Consider the following 21927-nt stretch of genomic DNA (forward strand, 5'->3'; position numbering starts at 1 on the left):
AGGAATATACGCCGGCCAGTGTAATGCAAGAATCAGGCGCGGCGTAGTGGGATGGATCAATGGGCTGCTTTTCACATAAACAGTTAACGCAGGCGCTCGGCGAGCCAGACACCAATGTCGTGTATCTCCTCGGGTAACACTTCGTGGCCCATTGGGTATTCCTGCCATGTCACGGTGACACCATGCTGCTTTAAATACTCGTAGGCGGTGCGGCCCATGGAGTTTTGAACGACGTCATCGTACTGGCCGTGTAAAGACAGCACGGGAATACGCTGCTGGCTGGCGGAAAGCACCAGTTCATCGCTGAAGGTCGGTGCGTAGGTCGAGAGGGCAAGTACGCCACCCAATGGCCCCTGCCATTTCAGAAATGCGGCGTGTAATGCCACCGCGCCGCCTTGGGAAAAACCGGCTAGAAATATCCGCGAGGCGTCTATTCCGATGGCTCGCTCCACTTCGATCAGATTAATGATCCTTTGTGCCGACTCTTCCAGCTGGTCGCGGTTGATCGCGCGCGCGGGGCTCATGGCCAATATGTCGTACCAGCTCGGCATCTCGTAGCCACCGTTGATGGTCACGGCGCAGGTCGGTGCCTGAGGGAGAACGAAGCGGGTGGTCAGCAGGGTTTCCTGCAGCGCTTCGGCCACCGGCAGGAAGTCGTAGCGGTCGGCGCCCAGGCCGTGCAGCCAGATAACGCAGGCGTCTGCGGGCTTGACGGGTTGAAGAATCAAGGGCTCGGTCATGGTTGCTCCAATATTGTGCAGGCGCTCTCATTGGGTGCGAGATCTGAGTGCGCGCCTGGTTGATCAGTTAAGAAGATGTCGCAAGGCTACAAGTTTTGCTATTGACCTGTCGCGCAATCGCTTCAGCGAGCGGTCTGGTACGGGCTTTGCTATGGGGAAACGGTGCAACCCATCTCGCGCCTTGCGGTAACACTATCAGTGTACTGCTGGCGGTGGGATAGCAAAGAATCCGGTGATGGATGTTCGCCAGTGGCCGCTACGGGCTTCGCGAACGTGAAAGGGCTACAGCCCGTTCGGCCGATTGGTGAGAAGTGAGTTGTCCATGATGTGGATTTTCTCCTACTAGACTCATAGCGCAGGTCTTACGTCGGTTGACCCCAAAAAAAGCCAACACGGGTCAACAACGCCTCATAAGGGTGCGACTGGACTCAGCTCCGACACAACAAGAGCAAAACTGGAGGTTTGAATGAAGATGTTGAAATCCACCCTGGCTATCGTGACTGCAGCCGCAGTACTCGGTGTCAGTGGGTTCGCTCAGGCGGGTGCAACCCTGGATGCAGTGCAGAAGAAAGGTTTCGTACAGTGCGGCGTAAGTGACGGTCTGCCGGGCTTCTCGGTACCGGATTCGACTGGCAAGATCGTTGGTATCGATGCTGACTACTGCCGCGCCGTGGCTGCTGCAGTGTTCGGCGATGCAAACAAAGTCAAATTCAGCCAGTTGAATGCCAAGGAGCGTTTCACCGCTCTGCAATCCGGCGAAATCGACATGCTGTCGCGCAACTCCACCATGACCAGTTCCCGTGACGCGGGCATGGGCCTGAAGTTTCCTGGCTTCATCACTTACTACGACGGCGTGGGCTTCCTGGCCAACAGCAAGCTGGGCGTGAAAAGTGCCAAGGAACTGGACGGTGCAACCATCTGCATTCAAGCCGGTACCACCACCGAGCTGAACGTGTCCGACTACTTCCGTGCCAACAATCTGAAGTACACCCCGATCACTTTCGACACCTCAGATGAAAGCGCCAAGTCGCTGGAATCCGGTCGTTGCGACGTGTTGACCTCCGATAAATCCCAGCTGTACGCACAGCGCAGCAAGCTGGCTTCGCCGAAAGACTACGTGGTTCTGCCGGAAACCATTTCCAAAGAACCTCTGGGTCCAGTCGTGCGTAACGGCGACGACGAGTGGCTGGCCATCGTTCGTTGGGTTGGCTACGCCATGCTCAACGCCGAAGAGGCGGGCGTGACTTCCAAAAACGTGGCTGAACAAGCCAAGTCGACCAAAAACCCGGACGTTGCCCGTTTGCTGGGTGCTGATGGCGAATACGGCAAAGACCTGAAGCTGCCGAAGGACTGGGTCGTCAAGATCGTCGGTCAGGTTGGCAACTACGGTGAAGTCTTCGAGAAAAACCTCGGCAAGAGCACTCCGCTGGAAATCGACCGTGGCTTGAACGCCCTGTGGACCAATGGCGGCATTCAATACGCACCACCAGTGCGCTGATGGTTCTATCACCCGGTGGGCCAACCACCGGGTGATGTTCTGTTCCATTATTTGCGGGGCACTTCATGCAAAATTCAATCGGCGCACCAAAGCAGAGGCTCAGCCTCAGCGATCCAAAAGTGCGTGCGTGGCTGTTTCAGATCATCACCATTGTGGCGGTGGTCTCGATGGGCTGGTATCTGTTCGACAACACGCAGACCAACCTTCAACACCGGGGCATTACCTCCGGCTTCAGCTTTCTGGAGCGCAGTGCCGGTTTCGGCATCGCTCAACACCTGATCGACTACACCGAATCGGACAGCTATGCCCGGGTGTTTGTCATCGGCCTGCTCAACACGCTGCTGGTGACCTTCATCGGCGTGATCCTGGCGACGATCCTCGGGTTCATCGTTGGTGTGTCACGGCTGTCGAAGAACTGGATCATTGCCAAGCTGGCGACGGTGTATGTTGAGGTTTTCCGTAACATTCCACCGCTGCTGCAAATCCTGTTCTGGTACTTCGCGGTGTTCCTGACCATGCCGGGGCCACGCAACAGCCATAACTTCGGCGACACCTTCTTTGTCAGCAGCCGTGGCCTGAACATGCCGGCCGCGTTGACGGCGGATGGTTTCTGGCCGTTTGTGGTCAGCATCGTCGTGGCCATTGTCGCCATCGTGCTGATGAGCCGCTGGGCGACCAAACGCTTCGAAGAGACCGGCGTACCGTTCCACAAATTCTGGGTGGGCCTGGCGCTGTTCCTGGTGATCCCCGCACTGTGCGCATTGATCTTCGGCGCGCCGCTGCACTGGGAAATGCCGAAGCTGCAAGGCTTCAACTTCGTCGGTGGCTGGGTGCTGATCCCGGAACTGCTGGCGCTGACCCTGGCCCTGACGGTGTACACCGCGGCGTTTATCGCCGAGATCGTGCGTTCGGGCATCAAGTCGGTCAGCCACGGCCAGACGGAAGCGGCGCACTCGCTGGGGTTACGCAACGGTCCGACCCTGCGCAAGGTGATCATCCCGCAAGCCCTGCGCGTGATCATTCCACCGCTGACCAGCCAATACCTGAACCTGGCGAAGAACTCCTCGCTGGCGGCCGGTATCGGTTATCCGGAAATGGTTTCGTTGTTTGCCGGTACGGTGCTGAACCAGACCGGGCAGGCGATCGAGGTGATTGCTATCACCATGAGCGTGTACCTGGCGATCAGTATCAGCATTTCCCTGCTGATGAACTGGTACAACAAGCGCATTGCGCTGATCGAGCGGTAAGGAAAAGCGCATGACGACTCATACTTTCAAACCTGACATGCCGCCCCCGAACCGCAGCATCGGTGTCGTGGCGTGGATGCGCGCCAACATGTTCTCCAGCTGGCTCAATACCCTGCTGACCCTGTTTGCGTTCTACCTCATCTACCTGATTGTTCCGCCAATCCTGAGCTGGGCGATCCTCGATGCCAACTGGGTCGGCACCACGCGCGCCGATTGTACGAAGGACGGCGCCTGCTGGGTGTTCATCCAACAGCGCTTCGGCCAGTTCATGTACGGCTACTATCCGACAGACCTGCGCTGGCGTGTGGACCTGACCGTGTGGTTGGCGGTCATCGGCGTGGCACCGTTGTTTATCTCGCGCTTTCACCATAAAGCGGTGTATGGGCTGAGCTTCCTGGTGCTGTACCCGATCATTGCCTACTTCCTGTTGCATGGCGGGCTCTTCGGCCTGACCAGCGTGGCGACCAGCCAATGGGGCGGCTTGATGCTGACCCTGGTGATCGCCACTGTCGGTATTGCCGGTGCATTGCCGCTGGGTATTGTCCTGGCGCTGGGGCGTCGTTCGAACATGCCGGCGATTCGCGTGGTCTGCGTGACTTTCATCGAATTCTGGCGTGGCGTGCCGTTGATTACGGTGCTGTTCATGTCGTCGGTGATGCTGCCGTTGTTCCTGCCCGAAGGCATGAGCTTCGACAAGCTGCTGCGGGCACTGATCGGCGTGATCCTGTTCCAGTCGGCGTACGTCGCCGAAGTGGTGCGCGGTGGTCTGCAAGCGATTCCCAAAGGTCAGTACGAAGCGGCTGCAGCGATGGGCCTCGGTTACTGGCGCAGTATGGGCCTGGTGATTCTGCCGCAAGCCCTGAAGCTGGTGATCCCCGGCATCGTCAACACCTTCATTGCGCTGTTCAAGGACACGAGCCTGGTGATCATCATCGGCCTGTTCGACTTGCTCAACAGCGTCAAACAAGCCGCCGCCGACCCTAAATGGTTGGGCATGGCCACCGAAGGCTATGTGTTCGCGGCCCTGGTGTTCTGGATTTTCTGTTTTGGTATGTCGCGCTATTCCATGCATCTGGAACGCAAGCTCGACACTGGCCACAAGCGTTAGGAGTTCTGTAATGAGCGAAGCAATCAAAAAGCCTGTGAGCCCTGAAGGCATTATTCAGATGCAGGGCGTGAACAAGTGGTACGGCCAGTTCCACGTGTTGAAAGACATCAACCTGAACGTTAAACAGGGCGAGCGAATCGTCCTGTGCGGCCCGTCGGGTTCCGGCAAATCCACCACCATTCGTTGCCTCAACCGACTGGAAGAACACCAGCAGGGCCGCATCGTGGTCGATGGTGTGGAGCTGACCAACGACCTCAAGCAGATCGAATCGGTACGCCGTGAAGTCGGCATGGTGTTCCAGCACTTCAACCTGTTCCCGCACCTGACCATCCTGCAGAACTGCACCCTGGCGCCGATGTGGGTGCGCAAGATGCCCAAGCGCAAGGCCGAAGAAATCGCCATGCATTACCTGGAGCGCGTCCGCATTCCGGAGCAGGCACATAAATTCCCGGGGCAACTGTCCGGCGGTCAGCAACAGCGTGTGGCGATTGCCCGCGCCCTGTGCATGAAGCCGAAAATCATGCTGTTCGACGAACCGACCTCGGCACTCGACCCGGAAATGGTGAAAGAGGTTCTGGACACCATGATCGGCCTGGCCGAAGACGGCATGACCATGCTCTGCGTGACCCACGAGATGGGCTTCGCCCGCACCGTGGCCAACCGCGTGATCTTTATGGACAAGGGCGAAATCGTCGAGCAAGCCGCTCCGAACGACTTCTTCGATAATCCGCAGAATGAACGGACCAAGCTGTTCTTGAGCCAGATCCTGCATTGATCCTGCGCAGGTGTTGAAATGAACCCGGACTTGATCCGGGTTTATTTTGTCTGGGGTTTGAGGTCAGGAGGTTAGTGTCGCTTCCTGTTCCGGATGACGGGCGGCCAATAGTTGTTTGAGGGCGGCGCCTTCGTTCAATACTTCAATTTCGGCCAGTAAATAGGGGTGACGGTCCAACAGCTGCATCAGTGTGAGTAACGGTTTGGGCGCAGGCAGCTCTCCACGCTCATACCGCGAAAAGGCATTGTTCCCACCGCCGGACAGCAACTTCACTGCGTTTTTTTGCGTCAGGTGGAGTTTGCGGCGGATACGCTTGATCTCCGAGCCGATCAGTTGCAGGCAGTCCTGAAGCAATTGATCGCTGGCATCTGCATAACGCTCGGCGCTGTCGGTGTCATGATCGAATTCGATTTCACCGCAAACTCTGCATTCCCAACCCGCAAGCTCGTCAACAAGTCGCGACATCTGTTTGTAATTGACTGAGAGAGTGCGGCCTTCGAAGTGCCCCATCCCATCGTGTGTGCCACAGTTGACGCATTGCTGCGTTCTCATAGGTCTTTCTCCTTGAAGGAGACTACTGGATGTCCACCGCCGGGGCGGTAAGACACTTTTATGTAAATCTCCAATCCGTGAAATGTAGTGTGATAAACGTCCTGCCAAACCCGGTGGTCGACATAGGTGGTCATGGATTTGAAAAGCATTCGGCGTTCCAGTGCACCGATCACCTCGATCATTTGCCGGACGTTGAAACCCATGTAGCTGCCCGATTCCACAGCCCGTCGGGTGAATGCCTTTCTGCCCAGCCTGACCACCTCAGCCTTGATCACCGCCAAGTCGTAATGGGGTGTGCTCTTTTCCATAAGAAACCAAAACCCTGCCCCTAAAATTACCCTTAAAGGGTAATTTTGACTAATCGAAAATCCCGCTCCATTTCCTTCTCTCTGACCGTAGGCGGTTGCCGTCCTACGCGAAGCTGACTAACATGTCAGAAAATTCATCCTATGATTGGATGAAAGGGCGAATCCAATGTCAGAAATTTCTCCACTCATAAAGCGGTCCCTGGTCGATCAGGCCCTGGATCAGTTACGCCTGCGCATCACAGAAGGCGTCTGGACGGTCGGCCAACGTTTACCCACCGAACCCGAGCTGTCCGCCGAGTTGGGCATCAGCCGCAATACCGTGCGTGAAGCCATGCGCGTACTGGCGTTTTCCGGGTTGATCGAAATCCGTCAGGGCGACGGCAGCTATCTGCGGGCGGTGGTCGATCCGCTTGACACCATGAAGGCGTTGTCCCGCTGCTCCCATGAACAGGCCCGGGAAACCCGGCACATTCTGGAAGTCGAGGCCATCGGCCTGGCCGCGTTGCGTCGTACCGACGAAGACCTGGTGGCATTGCGCGAGGCGTTGGGCGTCAGCGGCAGCCACTATCACGGCGATCTCGACACGTATATCGCCTGCGATCTGGTGTTCCACCGGCGTTTGGTGGACGCCGCGCACAACCCGACCCTCAGCGAGTTGTATCGCTATTTTTCCAGCGTCATCGGTGCGCAGTTGCGCGAGACCCTGAACATTTCCCCCCGACGCCAAGAGGTGTTCGACCTCCATATCGAACTGCTTGATGCCGTCGAGCAACGCGACCCGGAACGGGCCAAAGCCCTGTCGAGGCAGTTGATCAATGAACCTTGAAACCGAGAACCCCATGTCCAGCCAGCAGGTCGACAACAGCCGCATCCCCCAAGCCAAGCGCACGGCGGAGCTCGAAGAGCTGCTGATCGACGCCGAGGTGGATGACGAACAGGTCCAGCAAAGTCACCCGATCCTGCGGCGGCCGTGGCTGCTGTTGCTGGGCCTGATACTGGTGGCGCTGAACCTGCGTCCGGCACTGTCGAGCATGGCGCCGATGCTCAGCGAGGTGTCGAAAACCCTCGGGTTGTCGGCAGCCCAGGCCGGTTTGCTGACGACGTTGCCGGTGCTGTGCCTCGGCTTGTTTGCACCGCTGGCGCCCGTGCTGGCCCGACGTTTCGGCGCTGAGCGAGTGGTGCTGGGCATTCTCTTGATGTTGGCCGGCGGGATCATCCTGCGCAGCTCGCTCGGCGAGATCGGCCTGTTTGCCGGCAGCGTGCTGGCCGGCGCGAGCATTGGTGTAATCGGTGTGTTGCTGCCCGGCATCGTTAAACGCGACTTCGCGAAACACGCGGGCACCATGACCGGCGTCTACACCATGGCCCTGTGCCTGGGGGCGGCGATGGCCGCGGGCGCGACCGTGCCGTTGAGCGAGCATTTCGACAAGAGCTGGGCCTTGGGCCTGGGCTTCTGGGTGGTTCCGGCATTGGTCGCGGCGATTTTCTGGTTGCCACAAGTCGGGCAGAAACACGGCGCGCACAACGTTGCGTATCGGGTTCGCGGCCTGTTGCGTGATCCTCTGGCCTGGCAAGTGACGTTCTACATGGGCCTGCAATCCTCTCTGGCCTACATCGTGTTCGGCTGGTTGCCGTCGATCCTGATCGGTCGCGGCCTGACGCCGACCCAGGCGGGTCTGGTGCTGTCAGGCTCGGTCATCGTTCAGTTGGCGAGTTCACTGGCGGCGCCTTGGCTGGCGACGCGTGGCAAGGATCAGCGTCTGGCGATCGTCATCGTCATGCTGCTGACCCTTGGCGGCTTGTTCGGTTGTCTTTACGCACCGATCGACGGCTTGTGGGGCTGGGCGATCCTGCTGGGTCTGGGGCAGGGCGGTACGTTCAGTCTGGCGTTGACCCTGATCGTGCTGCGTTCGCGGGACGCCCATGTCGCGGCGAACCTGTCGAGCATGGCCCAGGGCTTCGGCTACACCCTGGCGTCCATGGGACCGTTCGCGGTCGGCATCGTGCATGACTGGACCGGTGGCTGGAACGCCTTGGGCTGGATATTCGGCATCATCGGCCTTGGGGCGATCATCGCCGGCCTGGGCGCTGGACGTTCGCTGTACGTCCAGGTCGAAAGCGAAAAGGTCTGACAGCCGCACACTGTCGGTATTCGGCTCACGAATGCCGATAGTGTTTCGCGCCTTTGTTGACTATCGTGCAGGCAATCTTTTGAAGCCACTTTGCACATCAGGGAGCCTGTCCATGAGTGATGCCCACAACGCATTGATCACCCAGTTCTACCAAGCCTTCCAGCGGCTGGATGCCGAGGCCATGAGCGCCTGCTATACCGACGACGTGGTGTTCAGTGATCCGGCGTTCGGCGAACTTCGCGGCCGCGATGCAGGCGACATGTGGCGGATGCTCACCACTCGGGCCAAGGATTTTTCCCTGACGTTCGATAACGTGCGCAGCGATGAGCGCACGGGCGGCGCCCATTGGGTGGCGACGTACCTGTTTAGCCAGACTGGCAATACTGTGGTCAACGACATCCAGGCGCGCTTCGTTTTTCGCGACGGCAAGATTTGCGAGCATCACGACAGCTTCGATATGTGGACCTGGTCCCGACAAGCGCTGGGTTTCAAAGGGCTATTGTTGGGATGGACGCCGGCGGTGAGAAACGCCGTACGCGCTCAAGCCTTGAAGGGGCTGAAGGCATTCCAGGCCAGTCGCTGATAAGATCGCGGCTTGTTTCCTTTCAAGCCTTGATCGTCACGTGAACAGCGCCAGCGAATCTTCCGTCATTGCCGCCGAACCATCGCTGCCTGTCAGCAAACCCTGGTTCGTCTACCTCGTTCGCGCGGCCAATGGTTCGCTCTACTGCGGGATCAGCGACGATCCCGTGCGCCGCTTCGCCACCCACCAGCGTGGCAAGGGCGCGCGCTTTTTTCTCTCCAGTCCTGCCGTGGCATTGGTTTACACCGAAGCCTGCCGCGATAAAAGCGAAGCGCTGCGTCAGGAACGGCTGATCAAAAAACTCAAGAAAAGCGCCAAGGAATGCTTGGTGGCGAGTGCTGCTGCGGGCTTATCAATCTGACTGATAAGTGCCCATCAGGCAGATCGGTGGGCTGCACAGGAAATGCGCGCTAAGCTGCGGATTCCCAAACCGTGCGGCGGAGCCGAGCATGTCCGAGTTAATTCTCCATCATTACCCGACGTCCCCTTTTTCTGAAAAGGCCCGCTTGTTGCTGGGCTTCAAGGGGCTGTCCTGGCGCTCGGTGAAGATTTCGCCGGTGATGCCAAAACCCGACTTGACCGCGCTGACCGGTGGCTACCGCAAGACGCCGGTGTTGCAGATTGGCGCGGATATCTATTGCGACACGTCGCTGATCGCCCGTCGTCTGGAACAGGAAAAAGCCTTGCCGGCGTTCTTCCCGGAAGGTCAGGAAATGATCGCCGCGACCTTCGCCGCATGGGCGGATTCGGTGGTGTTCCAGCATGCGGTCAGCCTGGTGTTTCAACCAGAATCGATTGCCGTGCGCTTCGCCAATATGCCGCCGGAAGCGATCAAGGCATTCATTGCCGATCGCACGGAGTTGTTCAGCGGTGGCAGTGCCACACGGTTGTCGGCTGAACAGGCCCGGCATCAGTGGCCGACCATCATGGCGCGTCTGGAGCAACAGCTTCAGCGCGAACAGGGCGACTTCCTGTTTGGCGAGCCGTCGATTGCCGACTTTGCCCTGGCCCATCCGTTGTGGTTCCTCAAGGCCACGCCCGTCACGTCGCCGTTGGTCGATGCTTATCCAGCGGTTTTGGCATGGCTGGGGCGCGTGTTGGGTTTCGGTCATGGCGCGTTCAGCGAGATGACCGCCGAAGAGGCCTTGGAGGTTGCGCGCAACGCCACACCGGCCGCATTGCCGGAGGAGCAATTCGACGAGCCGAATGGTTTTGAGGCTGGCCAGCAGGTGGTCATCGCCGCCATCGATTACGGCGTTGACCCGGTGGCGGGTGAGTTGCTGTTTGCGGGCCGTGAAGAATTGATTCTGCGTCGTGAAGACGAGCGGGGCGGCGTGGTGCATGTGCACTTTCCGCGATTCGGGTTTCGCATCGAAAAACGCTGATGGCCTCACTCATGCACACACACAAACCCACACACCTGTGGGGAGGGGATTGAGTGAGCCAATAGGTTATTTCAGGGCGGCGAGAATGGTGTCCGGGTCATACCCGCGAATCAACGTCCCGTTCACATCGATGATCGGAATTCCGCCGCCTCCCAGCGCCTCGTAGGCCTTGCGCGCCTGGGCATCCTTCTCGATATCGAAATCCTTATAGGGAATTCCCTTCTGATCGAGAAAACGCCGGGTCAGTTTGCAGTAACCGCACCATTCGGTGGCATAGAGCACGACGTTGGCCTTGGCCTGAGTCTGCTCGGACACCACCTGCGCCGGATGGAATACCCGCTCGATCTTGCCCCAGTTCTGGTAGACCACGACCACCAGCAGGATCAGCAGGCATTTCTTCAGTACGCCGCCGAGCATCAGTTACGTCGCTTGAGCTGATCGGTGAGCTGGGTCGGCAGACCTTTGATGATCAGTGTGCCGGCTTCTTCGTCGTATTCGATCTTCGAGCCCAGCAGGTGCGCTTCGAAGCTGATGGACAGGCCTTCGGCGCGACCGGTGAAGCGGCGGAACTGGTTGAGGGTGCGTTTATCGGCCGGGATCTCCGGCGACAGGCCGTAGTCCTTGTTGCGGATGTGATCGTAAAAGGCTTTCGGGCGCTCTTCGTCGATCAGCTCCGAGAGTTCTTCCAGGCCCATGGGTTCACCCAACTTTGCCTGGCTGCTGGCGTAATCCACCAGGGTCTTGGTCTTCTCGCGGGCGGATTCTTCCGGCAGGTCTTCGCTTTCGACGAAGTCACTGAAGGCCTTGAGCAGGGTGCGGGTTTCGCCGGGGCCGTCGACGCCTTCCTGGCAGCCGATGAAGTCGCGGAAATATTCCGAAACCTTTTTGCCGTTCTTGCCTTTGATGAACGAAATGTACTGCTTGGACTGCTTGTTGTTCTGCCACTCGGACACGTTGATCCGTGCCGCCAGGTGCAGTTGGCCCAGATCCAGGTGCCGGGACGGGGTCACGTCCAGCTGATCGGTCACTGCAACGCCTTCACTGTGGTGTAGCAGGGCGATCGCCAGGTAGTCGGTCATGCCTTGCTGATAATGCGCAAACAGCACGTGGCCGCCCACAGAGAGGTTCGATTCCTCCATCAGCTTTTGCAGATGTTCCACCGCCACCCGGCTGAACGCTGTGAAATCCTTGCCGCCATCGAGGTATTCCTTCAGCCAGCCGCTGAACGGATGCGCCCCGGACTCGGCATGGAAGAAACCCCAGGCCTTGCCTTGTTTGGCGTTGTAGCTCTCATTGAGGTCGGCAAGCATGTACTCGATGGCGCTCGACTCGGCCAGTTCGGAATCGCGAGCGTGGAGAACTGCAGGTGTGCCGTCGGGTTTTTTGTCGATCAGGTGGACGATGCAATGACGGATCGGCATGGGCTTCTCGGCTGATTGAAGGGAGGAGGGCGTGCTCCCCCAAAAAGTGCCAAGTGTACCGCAACCACTGGTTTTGGCGCGGCACGAAGGGCAATTCGCAGGTGTCCGATGGCGCTTATGCTGTTTTTTACCGTTTTAGAGCAATAAAGCTGACCAAATGGGTAGCTAGAGGCGGATATTTCCCCGTCTCTGTGCTAGTTTTGCCCGGTCTTACGCGAAGTCACTGCGTTAAGCGTGCATTCAGCATTTGTCAGGTCGAACCAAACCCTGATTTCGGTATCTATAACCCCGACTCGTCGCGGTTATGGCCGAGGGTGCCAGATCCAGAAGATCGGGCTCGATGGCTGACACTGCACTCTGCAATCCATATGAATTTGATAGGGAAGGAACACTACATGGCTCTTACTAAAGACCAACTGATCGCCGACATCGCTGAAGCTATCGACGCGCCAAAAACCACCGCGCGTAACGCTCTGGACCAACTGGGCCAAATCGTTGCCGATCAGCTGGAAAACGGCGGCGAAATCACTCTGCCAGGTATCGGCAAACTGAAAGTGACTGAGCGTCCTGCCCGTACCGGCCGCAACCCTTCGACTGGCGCTGCCATCGAAATCGCTGCCAAGAAAGTTATCAAGCTGGTTGTGGCCAAAGGCCTGACCGACGCTGTTAACAAGTAAGACGCAGTAAAAAAAGCCGTACTCCGGAGTGATCCGGGCACGGCTTTTTTGTGTCTGAAATTCAGTGATTGACCGACAAACACCTCTGAGCCAATTGTGGGAGCGAGCCTGCTCGCGATAGCGGTGCTTCAGTCACATTGATGTTGAATGTGCTGCCGCCTTCGCGAGCAGGCTCACTCCCACAGTTGATTTGTGTCGGTTAGTTACTCAGCTTTTACGCGTCCAACGCTCGCGCCAGACCTGCTGCTCGGATTTGGTCTGGAAGGTCCAGGCGACGAAGCGGCTTTGCTTCTGGCCCTGAGACATTTCCACGACCTGGCTTTCCAATACACCGGCCTTTTTCAGGGCCGTCTGGATCGCCGGCAGGTTGGAGGCTTTCGAGACCAGGGTGCTGAACCAAAGCACTTTGTGCTGGAAATGCGCGCTCTCGGCGATCAGTTGCGTCACAAACCGTGCTTCGCCCCCTTCACACCACAATTCCGCCGACTGACCGCCAAAGTTCAGCACAGGCAGTTTGCGTTTTGGATCGGCGCGGCCCAGTGCGCGCCATTTACGCTCGCTACCCTTGGTCGCTTCGTCCATCGAGGCGTGGAACGGCGGATTGCACATGGTCAGGTCAAAACGTTCGCCGGGTTCGAGCAGGCCCAGCAGAATGTGCTTGGGATTGCTTTGCTGACGCAACTGGATGGCCTTGTTCAGCCCGTTGGACTGGACGATGGCTTTGGCGGCGGCCACGGCCGTCGGGTCGATTTCCGAGCCGAGGAAGTGCCAGCGATAGTCGCTGTAACCGATCAGCGGATAGACGCAGTTGGCGCCCATGCCGATATCGAGCACCTTGACCGGCGCGCCGCGCGGGATCTCACCGTCGTTGACGCTGGCCAGCAGGTCGGCCAGGAAGTGCACGTAATCGGCACGGCCCGGAACCGGTGGGCAGAGGTAGTCCGCCGGGATGTCCCAATGGGCGACGCCGTAGAACGACTTGAGCAACGCACGGTTGAACACCCGCACTGCGTCCGGGCTGGCGAAGTCGATGCTTTCTTTGCCGTACGGGTTGATGATCACGAACTTCGCCAGTTCCGGCGTGGTTTTGATCAGCGCCGGGAAGTCGTAACGACCCTGATGGCGGTTGCGCGGATGCAGGCTGGCCTTTTCACGCGGTTCCACGGCTTTGGCCGGGGTGGCGGAATCAGGCTTTTTGCGCGCAGGGCGGGGTGTGCGGGGGGCGTTCATGGGTGTGGTCGATTCGGGTATGGCTAAAAGTGGCGGGTATTGTCCCACATCCAGCCGTTGTGAACCCAATTGTGACAAACAGCACAATCCCCCTGTGGGAGCGAGCCTGCTCGCGATGGCGGCGAAACAGGCGACATCGATGTTGAATGTTATGGCCTCATCGCGAGCAGGCTCGCTCCCACAAGGGATTTGTGGTGTAGGGGAAAGTGACCGGGCACAAAAAAGGGAGGCCGTTTCGGGCCTCCCTCTTTCATTGCGATTTGCCGTTACAGACTGGCAATCCGCGCATGCTGCTCGGCCAGCTTGCCCAAAGCCTGTTCAGCTTCAGCCAGTTTGGCGCGTTCCTTCTCGATGACTTCGGCTGGGGCCTTGTCGACGAAACCGGCGTTAGACAGCTTGCCGCCCACCCGCTGAACTTCGCCCTGCAGACGCAGGATTTCCTTGTCCAGACGCGCCAGTTCGGCATCTTTGTCGATCAGGCCGGCCATCGGCACCAGCACTTCCATCTCGCCGACCAGTGCGGTGGCGGACAGTGGCGCTTCTTCGCCAGCAGCCAATACGGTGATCGATTCGAGGCGAGCCAGCTTCTTCAGCAGGGCTTCGTTCTCGGTGAGACGACGCTGATCTTCGGCGCTGACGTTTTTCAGGAACAGGTTCAACGGCTTGCCTGGACCGATGTTCATCTCGGCGCGAATGTTACGCGTGCCGAGCATCAACGTCTTCAGCCACTCGATGTCATCTTCGGCGCCCTGATCAATGCGCGCTTCATTGGCCACTGGCCACGGTTGCAGCATGATCGTCTTGCCTTCGATACCGGCCAGCGGCGCGATGCGCTGCCAGATTTCTTCGGTGATGAACGGCATGAACGGATGCGCCAGGCGCAGCGCGACTTCCAATACCCGAACCAGCGTGCGGCGGGTGCCGCGCTGACGTTCGACCGGCGCGTTTTCGTCCCACAGCACAGGCTTGGAGAGTTCCAGGTACCAGTCGCAATACTGGTTCCAGATGAACTCGTACAAGGCTTGTGCGGCCAGGTCGAAGCGGAACTGATCGAGTTGACGGGTCACTTCGGCTTCGGTGCGTTGCAGCTGCGAAATGATCCAGCGATCCGCCAGCGACAGCTCGTAAGCTTCGCCGTTCTGGCCGCAGTCTTCGCCCTTGTCCAGCACGTAGCGCGCGGCGTTCCAGATCTTGTTGCAGAAGTTGCGATAGCCCTCGACGCGGCCCATGTCGAACTTGATGTCGCGGCCGGTCGATGCCAGCGAGCAGAAGGTGAAGCGCAGGGCGTCGGTGCCGTAGCTGGCGATACCGTCGGCGAACTCGTCGCGGGTCTGCTTCTCGATCTTCTTCGCCAGTTTCGGCTGCATCATGCCGGAGGTGCGTTTCTGCACCAGGTCTTCGAGCTCGATGCCGTCGATGATGTCCAGCGGGTCCAGGACGTTGCCCTTGGACTTGGACATCTTCTGGCCCTGGCCATCACGCACAAGGCCATGAACATAAACGGTCTTGAACGGAACCTGCGGCGTGCCGTCTTCGTTCTTCACCAAGTGCATGGTGAGCATGATCATCCGGGCAACCCAGAAGAAAATGATGTCGAAACCGGTGACCAGCACGTCGGTGGAGTGGAATTTCTTCAGGAATTCGGTCTGCTCAGGCCAGCCGAGCGTGGAGAAGGTCCACAGACCCGAACTGAACCAGGTGTCGAGTACGTCATTGTCCTGCTGCAGTGCAACGTCCGGGCCGAGGTTGTGCTTGGCACGTACTTCGGCTTCGTCGCGACCGACGTAGACCTTGCCCGACTCGTCGTACCAGGCCGGAATCCGGTGGCCCCACCACAGCTGACGGCTGATGCACCAGTCCTGGATATCGCGCATCCACGAGAAGTACATGTTTTCGTACTGTTTCGGCACGAACGCGATACGGCCATCTTCAACAGCAGCGATGGCTGGCTCAGCCAATGGCTTGGTCGACACGTACCACTGGTCGGTCAGCCACGGCTCGATAATGGTGCCGGAGCGGTCGCCTTTCGGCACTTTCAGGGCGTGATCATTGACGCTGACCAACAGGCCGGCGGCATCAAACGCTGCAACGATCTGCTTGCGCGCTTCGAAGCGATCCAGGCCGGCGTATTCGGCCGGGATCTTGCCGTCGATGCTTTCGTTCAGGGTGCCGTCGAGGTTGAACACCTGACAGGCCGGCAATACAGCGGCGTTCTTGTCGAAAATGTTCAGCAGCGGCAGGTTGTGGCGCTTGCCGACTTCGTAGTCGTTGAAGTCGTGGGCCGGGGTGATTTTCACGCAGCCGGTGCCGAATTCAGGATCGCAGTAATCATCAGCGATGATCGGAATGCGGCGGCCGACCAGCGGCAGCTCGACAAACTTGCCGATCAGGGCTTGGTAGCGTTCATCGTTCGGGTTAACGGCTACGGCGGCGTCGCCAAGCATGGTTTCCGGGCGAGTGGTCGCGACGATCAGGTAATCGTTGCCTTCAGCGGTCCTGGCGCCATCGGCCAGTGGGTATTTCAGGTTCCACAGGAAACCTTTCTCGTCGTGGTTTTCCACTTCGAGGTCGGAAATCGCCGTGTGCAACTTGGTGTCCCAGTTGACCAGGCGCTTGCCGCGGTAGATCAGGCCGTCTTCGTGCAGGCGCACGAAGGCTTCTTTCACGGCTTCCGAGAGGCCGTCGTCCATGGTGAAACGCTCGCGGCCCCAGTCCACGGACGAGCCGAGACGGCGGATCTGACGGCTGATGTTGCCGCCGGACTGATCCTTCCATTCCCAGACTTTCTCGAGGAATTTCTCACGGCCCAGATCGTGACGATTCTGGCCCTGGGCTTCGAGTTGACGCTCCACCAGCATTTGCGTGGCGATACCGGCATGGTCGGTACCCGGCTGCCACAGGGTGTTACGACCCTGCATGCGACGGAAACGGATCAGGGCGTCCATGATCGCGTTGTTGAAGCCGTGACCCATGTGCAGGCTACCGGTGACGTTCGGCGGCGGGATCATGATGGTGTAGGACTCGCCCGCGCCTTGCGGGGCGAAGTAATTCTCAGACTCCCAGGTGTTGTACCAGGAAGTTTCAATGGCGTGCGGCTGGTAGGTCTTATCCATGCGCGGCGGGACCCTATTGGCATTTATTCAGGAAAAGCCGGCAAGTATAGCGGGGCATGGGGCGTAGGGCGAGCGGGTGCAGGTTGTGGCGAGGGGATTTATCCCCGTTGGGTCGCGAAGCGACCCCAGCGTTTCAATGGGCAAAACGCGTTCACAGGATTTACGACTGCTTCGCAGCCGAACGGGGATAAATCCCCTCGCCACAGAGGGGATGGGGGTTATTCGTATTGGCTAAGGAGGCGTTCCATCCGCGCGCTGAGGCGGCGTTTGATTTCGGTTTCGATGTGCGGGGCGAAGTCGTCGATCACATCTTGCATGATCAATTGCGCGGCGGCGCGCAGTTCGTCTTCCAGGTGCAGCAGCTCGTCGGGGCTCTTGCTGGCGGCGGGTGCCGGTTGGGCGGCAGGGGCTGCTGGGGCGGGTGGCGTCGGTTCGAGAATCGGCGGGCTGGCGCTGACGGTATCGAACAGCATCGGAATCTGTTCCTGATCACCTTCCTCGACCGTGTCGGTGAGCAAGGGCGGTTGCAGGTTGTCGTCGCCGAGCAATTGACGGATCGACTCGAGGTCGTCCAGCAGGTGCGCGGACTTTTGCAGCGGTTTTGGAGTGTCCATCGGAATGCTCAGAGTCGCTGTAAACGGTGATCTTGCAAAGGATAGCCCTGTTCGCGGTAGAAACGGAAACTCTCCCGCGCAGCCGTACGAATCGTCGGATCTTCCACCACCACTTCCGCCACGCGGGCGAACTTGTTGGCGAATGCCGGGACTTTCAGGGCGAGATTGACCAACAGGTCCTGATGCGGACCGCAGTCATCGCCAAAGCCCAGCACAATCAAACCGTCCGGCTCATTTTCAGCGGGGCCGTGGGGTACAAAGCTTTCGCCCTTGAAGGCCCATAGACGCGCATCGAGATCGTCGCGCTGGGCTGCATCGCTGCAATGCAGGTAGATGTGGTGACCCATGCGCCAGGCTTTTTCGGTGAGCTTGCAGGCAAAGTCCAGCCGCGCCGAAGGATCGGCGCTGGGCAGGATATAGAAGTCGACTTTGGTCATTGCGGTTCCTGAGCCAAGGGCGGCGTCACCCGAAAGCAACGCGGCCCAAGGTCATCGGTTTCAGGCTTTGGCGCGGTCCAGCAGGTATTGGGTCAGCAATGGAACCGGACGGCCAGTGGCGCCCTTGTCCTTGCCGCCGCTGGTCCAGGCCGTGCCGGCGATGTCCAGGTGCGCCCAATTGAGGTTCTTGGTGAAGCGCGACAGGAAGCAGGCCGCGGTGATGGTGCCGGCTTTCGGGCCGCCGATGTTGGCGATGTCGGCGAACGGGCTGTCCAGCTGTTCCTGGTACTCATCGAACAGCGGCAGTTGCCAGGCGCGATCGTCAGCCGATTGGCCAGCGCTCAGCAGTTGGCCGATCAGTTCGTCGTTGTTGCCCAACAGGCCCGACGTGTGGGAACCCAACGCAACGACGCAAGCGCCGGTCAGGGTCGCGATGTCGATCACTGCTTGCGGCTTGAAACGCTCGGAGTAGGTCAGGGCGTCGCACAGCACCAGACGGCCTTCGGCGTCGGTGTTGAGGATTTCCACGGTCTGGCCGCTCATGGTGGTGACGATGTCGCCAGGACGCGAAGCATTGCCGCTCGGCATGTTCTCGGCGCAGGCCAGGATACACACCAGGTTGATCGGCAGTTTCAGCTCAAGTACGGCACGCAGCGTACCGAATACGCTGGCAGCGCCGCCCATGTCGTACTTCATTTCATCCATGCCGGCGCCCGGTTTCAGGCTGATGCCGCCAGTGTCAAAGGTGATGCCTTTGCCGACCAGCGCATATGGCTTCTCGGATTTCTTGCCGCCGTTGTATTGCATGACGATCAGGCGCGGTGGCTGGGCGCTGCCCTGGCCCACGGCGTAGAACGAGCCCATGCCCAGGTCCTTGATCTTCTTCTCATCAAGGACTTCGACTTTCAGGCTCTTGAATTCTTTGCCCAGGTTCTTTGCTTGCTCACCGAGGAAGGTCGGGTGGCAGATGTTCGGCGGCAGGTTACCCAGGTCGCGGGTGAATGCCATGCCGTTGGCGATGGCAGTGGCGTGGGCCACGGCGCGCTCGACTTCAGCCTGTGCAGCCTTGATGGTCACCAGGGTGACTTTCTTCAGGATGCGAGGTTCGGCTTTCTGGCTCTTGAACTGATCGAACGTGTATTCGCCGTCCACCAGGGTTTCGGCCAGCAGGCGAGTTTTGCCGTAGCTGTCACGGCCTTTGACCACGACTTCGTCCAAGGCCAGCACCGCATCGCTGCCGCCCAGGCCTTTAAGGGTGTTGAGGATGCCGGCAATGATCTTGCGGAACGGGCGGTCGCCCAGCTCTTCGTCTTTGCCCACGCCCACCAGCAGCACGCGTTCGGCCTTGAGGTTCGGCAGGCTGTGCAGCAACAGACTCTGACCGACTTTGCCAGCCAGGTCGCCGCGCTTGAGCACAGCGCTGATGGCGCCACCGCTCAGTTCGTCGAGTTGTTTGGCAACGGCGCCGAGCTTGCGGCCTTCGCCGACGGCGACCACCAGAGTGGCGGTTTTCAACGTTTCTGGGCTAACGCTTTTTACAACCAGTTCCATGTCCGGGTCCCTGAATTAATGGTCAACACGCAAGAGCTCGACGGCATGCATTCGAGCTTGCTTATAAATAGAAAGACGCAGGTCACGGCCCGCGACAAAGGCCGCAGTTTGAACCTCGTGCCCCGAGCCTGACAACCCTCGGTTGTACGATCTTCAGCGCTTTACCCGCCTGCTTGAGCATGCGCAGTGACAGGCGCACCCAATCACAGGATAATGCGCCAACTTTTTCGGCGGCTCTGCCCTGCGGGCCGTCTGATACGTTTGCTTGTTTGGCCGCCTTAGCCTGACAACCCTGGAGTGTCTGGTTTGATCGTCTTCCGTTACCTATCCCGCGAAGTCCTGTTGACCTTGAGCGCCGTCAGCGCTGTGCTGCTGGTCATCATCATGAGCGGTCGCTTCATCAAGTACCTCGCCCAGGCGGCCTCTGGCCTCCTGGATCCGGGCTCGCTATTCCTGATCATGGGCTTTCGTCTGCCGGGTTTCCTGCAGCTGATTTTGCCTTTGGGCCTGTTTCTCGGAATCCTGCTGGCCTACGGTCGCCTGTACCTTGAAAGCGAAATGACGGTGCTGTCGGCCACCGGCATGAGCCAGCAGCGTCTGTTTGCCATGACCCTTTTCCCAGCCACCCTGGTCGCACTGGTAGTGGCATGGCTGAGCCTGAGCCTGGCACCGCAAGGCGCCAATCAGTTCCAGTTGCTGTTGAACAAGCAGGATGCCCTGACCGAGTTCGACACCCTCGAGCCGGGTCGCTTTCAGGCACTGCGTGACGGGACGCGGGTGACCTACACCGAAACGCTGTCGGATGATCGCATCAACCTCGGCGGCGTATTCATTTCGCAGAAAAACGTCAATTCCGATAACAAGGATCGCGGGATTTCCGTGCTGGTGGCCGAGAAGGGCCGTCAGGAAATCCGCCCCGACGGTAACCGTTACCTGATTCTCGACAACGGCTATCGCTATGACGGCAATCCGGGTCAGGCCGACTATCGGGCGATCAAGTACGAGGAGTACGGCGTCTTGCTGCCCAAGCCGGATGTCAGCGACGAAGTGACTGACCGTGACGCGATGCCCACCAGTTCCCTGATCAACAGCGATGACATCCGTTTGCATACCGAGCTGCAATGGCGTTTGTCCTTGCCGTTGCTGGTCTTCATCGTGACCTTGATGGCGGTGCCGTTGTCGCGGGTCAATCCGCGTCAGGGCCGTTTCCTCAAGCTGTTGCCGGCGATTCTTCTATATATGGCTTACCTGTCCATCCTGATTGCCGCTCGCGGCGCCCTTGAAAAGGGCAAAATCCCGCCAGCTCTGGGGTTGTGGTGGGTGCATGCAATCTTCCTGGCCATCGGCCTGGGCTTGCTCTATTGGGAAACCTTGCAGTTGAAGCTGGCGAGTCGTCGCAGTGCGCTGGAGGTGGCTCGTGGATAAGCTCGATCGCTACATTGGTAGCAGCGTGTTCGTGGCAATTCTGGCGGTACTGGGGATCATTCTCGGTCTGGCGACGCTGTTCGCATTCATCGATGAAATGAGTGAGGTCAGCGATACCTACACCTTGGTCGACGTGTTGAGTTATGTCCTGCTGACCGCGCCGCGTCGTCTTTACGACATGTTGCCGATGGCTGCACTGATCGGTTGCCTGATCGGCCTCGGCAGTCTCGCCAGTCACAGCGAGCTGACCATCATGCGTGCTGCGGGCGTGTCGATCGGGCGCATCGTCTGGGCGGTCATGAAGCCAATGCTGATCCTGATGGTGGTGGGTGTGCTGATCGGCGAATACGTTGCGCCGGCCACCGAAGTCACCGCTCAGGCTAATCGCTCCCTGGCCCAGGGCAGCGGCGACGCGCAAAGCGCCAAGCATGGCCTGTGGCACCGTCAGGGGGACGAGTTCATTCACGTCAACTCCGTGCAGCCAAACGGTTTGCTGTATGGCGTGACCCGTTATCGCTTCGACGATCAGCGCCACATGCTGTCCTCGAGCTTTGCCAAGCGCGCCGAATTCGACAAGGATCACTGGCAGCTCAGCGATGTCACGACCACGTTATTCCATGACAAGAGCACCGAAGTGGTGACCGCTCCGGTCGAGCGCTGGAACGTGGCGCTGAGCCCGCAACTGCTGGATACCGTGGTGATGTCGCCCGATTCGCTGTCGATCAGTGGTCTGTGGGGGTACATCCACTACCTGGCTGAGCAGGGCTTGAGCAATGGTCGTTACTGGCTGGCATTTTGGGTCAAGGTATTGCAACCGCTGGTCACTGCCGCGCTGGTGCTGATGGCGATTTCCTTCATCTTCGGTCCGTTGCGCTCGGTGACCCTCGGTCAGCGGGTGTTCACCGGCGTGCTGGTGGGCTTCACCTTCCGTATCGTTCAGGATTTGCTCGGCCCTTCGAGCCTGGTCTTCGGCTTCTCGCCACTGTTTGCGGTGCTTATTCCGGCGGGTGTTTGTGCCTTGGCCGGGGTCTGGTTGTTGCGCCGGGCCGGTTGATTCAGGGTTTCTTCTGACGTTGCAGGTCACTCAAAACGCCCCTGTCGCAAGACCGGGGCGTTTTTGTAGGCGCCGTC

General features: G+C 59.1%; 22 protein-coding genes. 12 read left to right on the top strand and 10 right to left on the bottom strand.

Annotation, left to right across the window (positions count from 1 at the left end; all coding sequences use genetic code 11):
- Nucleotides 1–83: 83 nt before the first annotated feature.
- A complete protein-coding gene (locus tag IB252_RS00705) occupies nucleotides 84–740 on the bottom strand; it encodes an alpha/beta hydrolase (protein WP_192406257.1) in 657 nt (218 codons plus the stop codon).
- A 466-nt stretch (nucleotides 741–1206) separates the two neighbouring features.
- On the opposite strand from IB252_RS00705, the gene IB252_RS00710 reads away from it, so the two are divergent.
- The 4 genes from IB252_RS00710 to IB252_RS00725 all read left to right on the top strand — a co-directional run bounded on the left by IB252_RS00710 (nucleotide 1207) and on the right by IB252_RS00725 (nucleotide 5368).
- The gene (locus IB252_RS00710; protein WP_111451341.1) at nucleotides 1207–2238 is read left to right on the top strand and encodes an amino acid ABC transporter substrate-binding protein; all 1032 of its coding nucleotides are present in this window, start codon (nucleotides 1207–1209) and stop codon (nucleotides 2236–2238) included.
- A 65-nt stretch (nucleotides 2239–2303) separates the two neighbouring features.
- Nucleotides 2304–3485, top strand: coding sequence for an amino acid ABC transporter permease (locus IB252_RS00715; RefSeq protein WP_008147571.1), 1182 nt, complete (start codon nucleotides 2304–2306; stop codon nucleotides 3483–3485).
- A 10-nt stretch (nucleotides 3486–3495) separates the two neighbouring features.
- Nucleotides 3496–4593, top strand: a complete 1098-nt coding sequence (locus IB252_RS00720) for an amino acid ABC transporter permease (protein WP_192406259.1) — start codon at nucleotides 3496–3498, stop codon at nucleotides 4591–4593.
- A gap of 10 nt (nucleotides 4594–4603) precedes the next feature.
- Nucleotides 4604–5368, top strand: a complete 765-nt coding sequence (locus IB252_RS00725) for an amino acid ABC transporter ATP-binding protein (RefSeq protein ID WP_008147575.1) — start codon at nucleotides 4604–4606, stop codon at nucleotides 5366–5368.
- 63 nt (nucleotides 5369–5431) lie between these two features.
- On the opposite strand, the gene IB252_RS00730 is transcribed toward IB252_RS00725, so the two are convergent.
- Both IB252_RS00730 and IB252_RS00735 read right to left on the bottom strand, forming a co-directional pair.
- The gene (locus tag IB252_RS00730; protein ID WP_111451343.1) at nucleotides 5432–5920 is read right to left on the bottom strand and encodes a type II toxin-antitoxin system MqsA family antitoxin; all 489 of its coding nucleotides are present in this window, start codon (nucleotides 5918–5920) and stop codon (nucleotides 5432–5434) included.
- Complete coding sequence (locus tag IB252_RS00735; RefSeq protein WP_111451344.1) at nucleotides 5917–6228, bottom strand: type II toxin-antitoxin system MqsR family toxin; 312 nt, start codon at nucleotides 6226–6228, stop codon at nucleotides 5917–5919. Before IB252_RS00735 ends, IB252_RS00730 begins: the two co-directional genes overlap by 4 nt.
- 166 nt (nucleotides 6229–6394) lie before the next feature.
- Between IB252_RS00735 and IB252_RS00740 the strand changes: the two genes are divergently transcribed.
- The 5 genes from IB252_RS00740 (at nucleotide 6395) to IB252_RS00760 (ending at nucleotide 10328) form a co-directional block, all read left to right on the top strand.
- Nucleotides 6395–7054 (top strand): FadR/GntR family transcriptional regulator, encoded by a 660-nt coding sequence (locus IB252_RS00740; protein WP_008147581.1) that lies wholly within the window; start codon nucleotides 6395–6397, stop codon nucleotides 7052–7054.
- The gene (locus tag IB252_RS00745) at nucleotides 7044–8360 is read left to right on the top strand and encodes a CynX/NimT family MFS transporter (RefSeq protein WP_192406261.1); all 1317 of its coding nucleotides are present in this window, start codon (nucleotides 7044–7046) and stop codon (nucleotides 8358–8360) included. The genes IB252_RS00740 and IB252_RS00745 overlap by 11 nt, the downstream gene beginning before the upstream one ends.
- A 112-nt stretch (nucleotides 8361–8472) precedes the next feature.
- Nucleotides 8473–8943, top strand: coding sequence for a nuclear transport factor 2 family protein (locus tag IB252_RS00750; RefSeq protein ID WP_192406262.1), 471 nt, complete (start codon nucleotides 8473–8475; stop codon nucleotides 8941–8943).
- Between the two features lie 40 nt (nucleotides 8944–8983).
- Nucleotides 8984–9304 (top strand): GIY-YIG nuclease family protein, encoded by a 321-nt coding sequence (locus IB252_RS00755; RefSeq protein WP_008147586.1) that lies wholly within the window; start codon nucleotides 8984–8986, stop codon nucleotides 9302–9304.
- 88 nt (nucleotides 9305–9392) lie between these two features.
- Complete coding sequence (locus IB252_RS00760) at nucleotides 9393–10328, top strand: glutathione S-transferase family protein (RefSeq protein ID WP_192406264.1); 936 nt, start codon at nucleotides 9393–9395, stop codon at nucleotides 10326–10328.
- A gap of 66 nt (nucleotides 10329–10394) precedes the next feature.
- On the opposite strand, the gene IB252_RS00765 is transcribed toward IB252_RS00760, so the two are convergent.
- Together IB252_RS00765 and yejK are read right to left on the bottom strand one after the other, a co-directional pair.
- Nucleotides 10395–10745: a glutaredoxin family protein gene (locus IB252_RS00765; RefSeq protein ID WP_111451349.1), complete on the bottom strand. Its 351-nt coding sequence runs from the start codon at nucleotides 10743–10745 to the stop codon at nucleotides 10395–10397.
- Nucleotides 10745–11749 (bottom strand): nucleoid-associated protein YejK, encoded by a 1005-nt coding sequence (gene yejK / locus IB252_RS00770; protein ID WP_008147593.1) that lies wholly within the window; start codon nucleotides 11747–11749, stop codon nucleotides 10745–10747. Before yejK ends, IB252_RS00765 begins: the two co-directional genes overlap by 1 nt.
- A 395-nt stretch (nucleotides 11750–12144) precedes the next feature.
- Here yejK and IB252_RS00775 point away from each other — a divergent pair, with 395 nt between their 5' ends.
- Nucleotides 12145–12426, top strand: coding sequence for an HU family DNA-binding protein (locus IB252_RS00775; protein ID WP_007905514.1), 282 nt, complete (start codon nucleotides 12145–12147; stop codon nucleotides 12424–12426).
- 207 nt (nucleotides 12427–12633) lie between these two features.
- On the opposite strand, the gene rlmF is transcribed toward IB252_RS00775, so the two are convergent.
- From rlmF to IB252_RS00800, 5 genes are all read right to left on the bottom strand, one after another.
- Nucleotides 12634–13656: a 23S rRNA (adenine(1618)-N(6))-methyltransferase RlmF gene (gene rlmF, locus IB252_RS00780; RefSeq protein WP_192406265.1), complete on the bottom strand. Its 1023-nt coding sequence runs from the start codon at nucleotides 13654–13656 to the stop codon at nucleotides 12634–12636.
- 266 nt (nucleotides 13657–13922) lie between these two features.
- Nucleotides 13923–16769: a valine--tRNA ligase gene (locus IB252_RS00785; protein ID WP_192406270.1), complete on the bottom strand. Its 2847-nt coding sequence runs from the start codon at nucleotides 16767–16769 to the stop codon at nucleotides 13923–13925.
- A gap of 218 nt (nucleotides 16770–16987) precedes the next feature.
- On the bottom strand, nucleotides 16988–17383 hold the full coding sequence (locus IB252_RS00790) for a DNA polymerase III subunit chi (protein WP_192406271.1): 396 nt from the start codon (nucleotides 17381–17383) through the stop codon (nucleotides 16988–16990).
- Nucleotides 17384–17391: 8 nt separating this feature from the next.
- A complete protein-coding gene (locus IB252_RS00795) occupies nucleotides 17392–17820 on the bottom strand; it encodes a DNA polymerase III subunit chi (protein ID WP_192406273.1) in 429 nt (142 codons plus the stop codon).
- A 60-nt stretch (nucleotides 17821–17880) separates the two neighbouring features.
- Nucleotides 17881–19371, bottom strand: a complete 1491-nt coding sequence (locus IB252_RS00800) for a leucyl aminopeptidase (protein ID WP_111451355.1) — start codon at nucleotides 19369–19371, stop codon at nucleotides 17881–17883.
- A 306-nt stretch (nucleotides 19372–19677) separates the two neighbouring features.
- On the opposite strand from IB252_RS00800, the gene lptF reads away from it, so the two are divergent.
- Entirely contained in the window at nucleotides 19678–20796 is a 1119-nt protein-coding gene (lptF, locus tag IB252_RS00805; protein WP_192406274.1) for an LPS export ABC transporter permease LptF, read from the top strand.
- Nucleotides 20789–21850, top strand: coding sequence for an LPS export ABC transporter permease LptG (gene lptG / locus IB252_RS00810; protein ID WP_111451357.1), 1062 nt, complete (start codon nucleotides 20789–20791; stop codon nucleotides 21848–21850). The genes lptF and lptG overlap by 8 nt, the downstream gene beginning before the upstream one ends.
- Nucleotides 21851–21927: the final 77 nt, after the last annotated feature.

Source organism: Pseudomonas sp. PDM10 (genome assembly GCF_014852295.1).
In the GTDB taxonomy this organism is placed as follows: domain Bacteria; phylum Pseudomonadota; class Gammaproteobacteria; order Pseudomonadales; family Pseudomonadaceae; genus Aquipseudomonas.

What these genes read in the sequence shown, in the direction of transcription:
- IB252_RS00705 (WP_192406257.1), bottom strand. Translation starts at nt 740, where the DNA reads ATGACCGAGCCCTTGATTCTTCAACCCGTCAAGCCCGCAGACGCCTGC.
- IB252_RS00710 (WP_111451341.1), top strand. Translation starts at nt 1,207, where the DNA reads ATGAAGATGTTGAAATCCACCCTGGCTATCGTGACTGCAGCCGCAGTA.
- IB252_RS00715 (WP_008147571.1), top strand. Translation starts at nt 2,304, where the DNA reads ATGCAAAATTCAATCGGCGCACCAAAGCAGAGGCTCAGCCTCAGCGAT.
- IB252_RS00720 (WP_192406259.1), top strand. Translation starts at nt 3,496, where the DNA reads ATGACGACTCATACTTTCAAACCTGACATGCCGCCCCCGAACCGCAGC.
- IB252_RS00725 (WP_008147575.1), top strand. Translation starts at nt 4,604, where the DNA reads ATGAGCGAAGCAATCAAAAAGCCTGTGAGCCCTGAAGGCATTATTCAG.
- IB252_RS00730 (WP_111451343.1), bottom strand. Translation starts at nt 5,920, where the DNA reads ATGAGAACGCAGCAATGCGTCAACTGTGGCACACACGATGGGATGGGG.
- IB252_RS00735 (WP_111451344.1), bottom strand. Translation starts at nt 6,228, where the DNA reads ATGGAAAAGAGCACACCCCATTACGACTTGGCGGTGATCAAGGCTGAG.
- IB252_RS00740 (WP_008147581.1), top strand. Translation starts at nt 6,395, where the DNA reads ATGTCAGAAATTTCTCCACTCATAAAGCGGTCCCTGGTCGATCAGGCC.
- IB252_RS00745 (WP_192406261.1), top strand. Translation starts at nt 7,044, where the DNA reads ATGAACCTTGAAACCGAGAACCCCATGTCCAGCCAGCAGGTCGACAAC.
- IB252_RS00750 (WP_192406262.1), top strand. Translation starts at nt 8,473, where the DNA reads ATGAGTGATGCCCACAACGCATTGATCACCCAGTTCTACCAAGCCTTC.
- IB252_RS00760 (WP_192406264.1), top strand. Translation starts at nt 9,393, where the DNA reads ATGTCCGAGTTAATTCTCCATCATTACCCGACGTCCCCTTTTTCTGAA.
- IB252_RS00765 (WP_111451349.1), bottom strand. Translation starts at nt 10,745, where the DNA reads ATGCTCGGCGGCGTACTGAAGAAATGCCTGCTGATCCTGCTGGTGGTC.
- yejK (WP_008147593.1), bottom strand. Translation starts at nt 11,749, where the DNA reads ATGCCGATCCGTCATTGCATCGTCCACCTGATCGACAAAAAACCCGAC.
- IB252_RS00775 (WP_007905514.1), top strand. Translation starts at nt 12,145, where the DNA reads ATGGCTCTTACTAAAGACCAACTGATCGCCGACATCGCTGAAGCTATC.
- rlmF (WP_192406265.1), bottom strand. Translation starts at nt 13,656, where the DNA reads ATGAACGCCCCCCGCACACCCCGCCCTGCGCGCAAAAAGCCTGATTCC.
- IB252_RS00785 (WP_192406270.1), bottom strand. Translation starts at nt 16,769, where the DNA reads ATGGATAAGACCTACCAGCCGCACGCCATTGAAACTTCCTGGTACAAC.
- IB252_RS00790 (WP_192406271.1), bottom strand. Translation starts at nt 17,383, where the DNA reads ATGGACACTCCAAAACCGCTGCAAAAGTCCGCGCACCTGCTGGACGAC.
- IB252_RS00795 (WP_192406273.1), bottom strand. Translation starts at nt 17,820, where the DNA reads ATGACCAAAGTCGACTTCTATATCCTGCCCAGCGCCGATCCTTCGGCG.
- IB252_RS00800 (WP_111451355.1), bottom strand. Translation starts at nt 19,371, where the DNA reads ATGGAACTGGTTGTAAAAAGCGTTAGCCCAGAAACGTTGAAAACCGCC.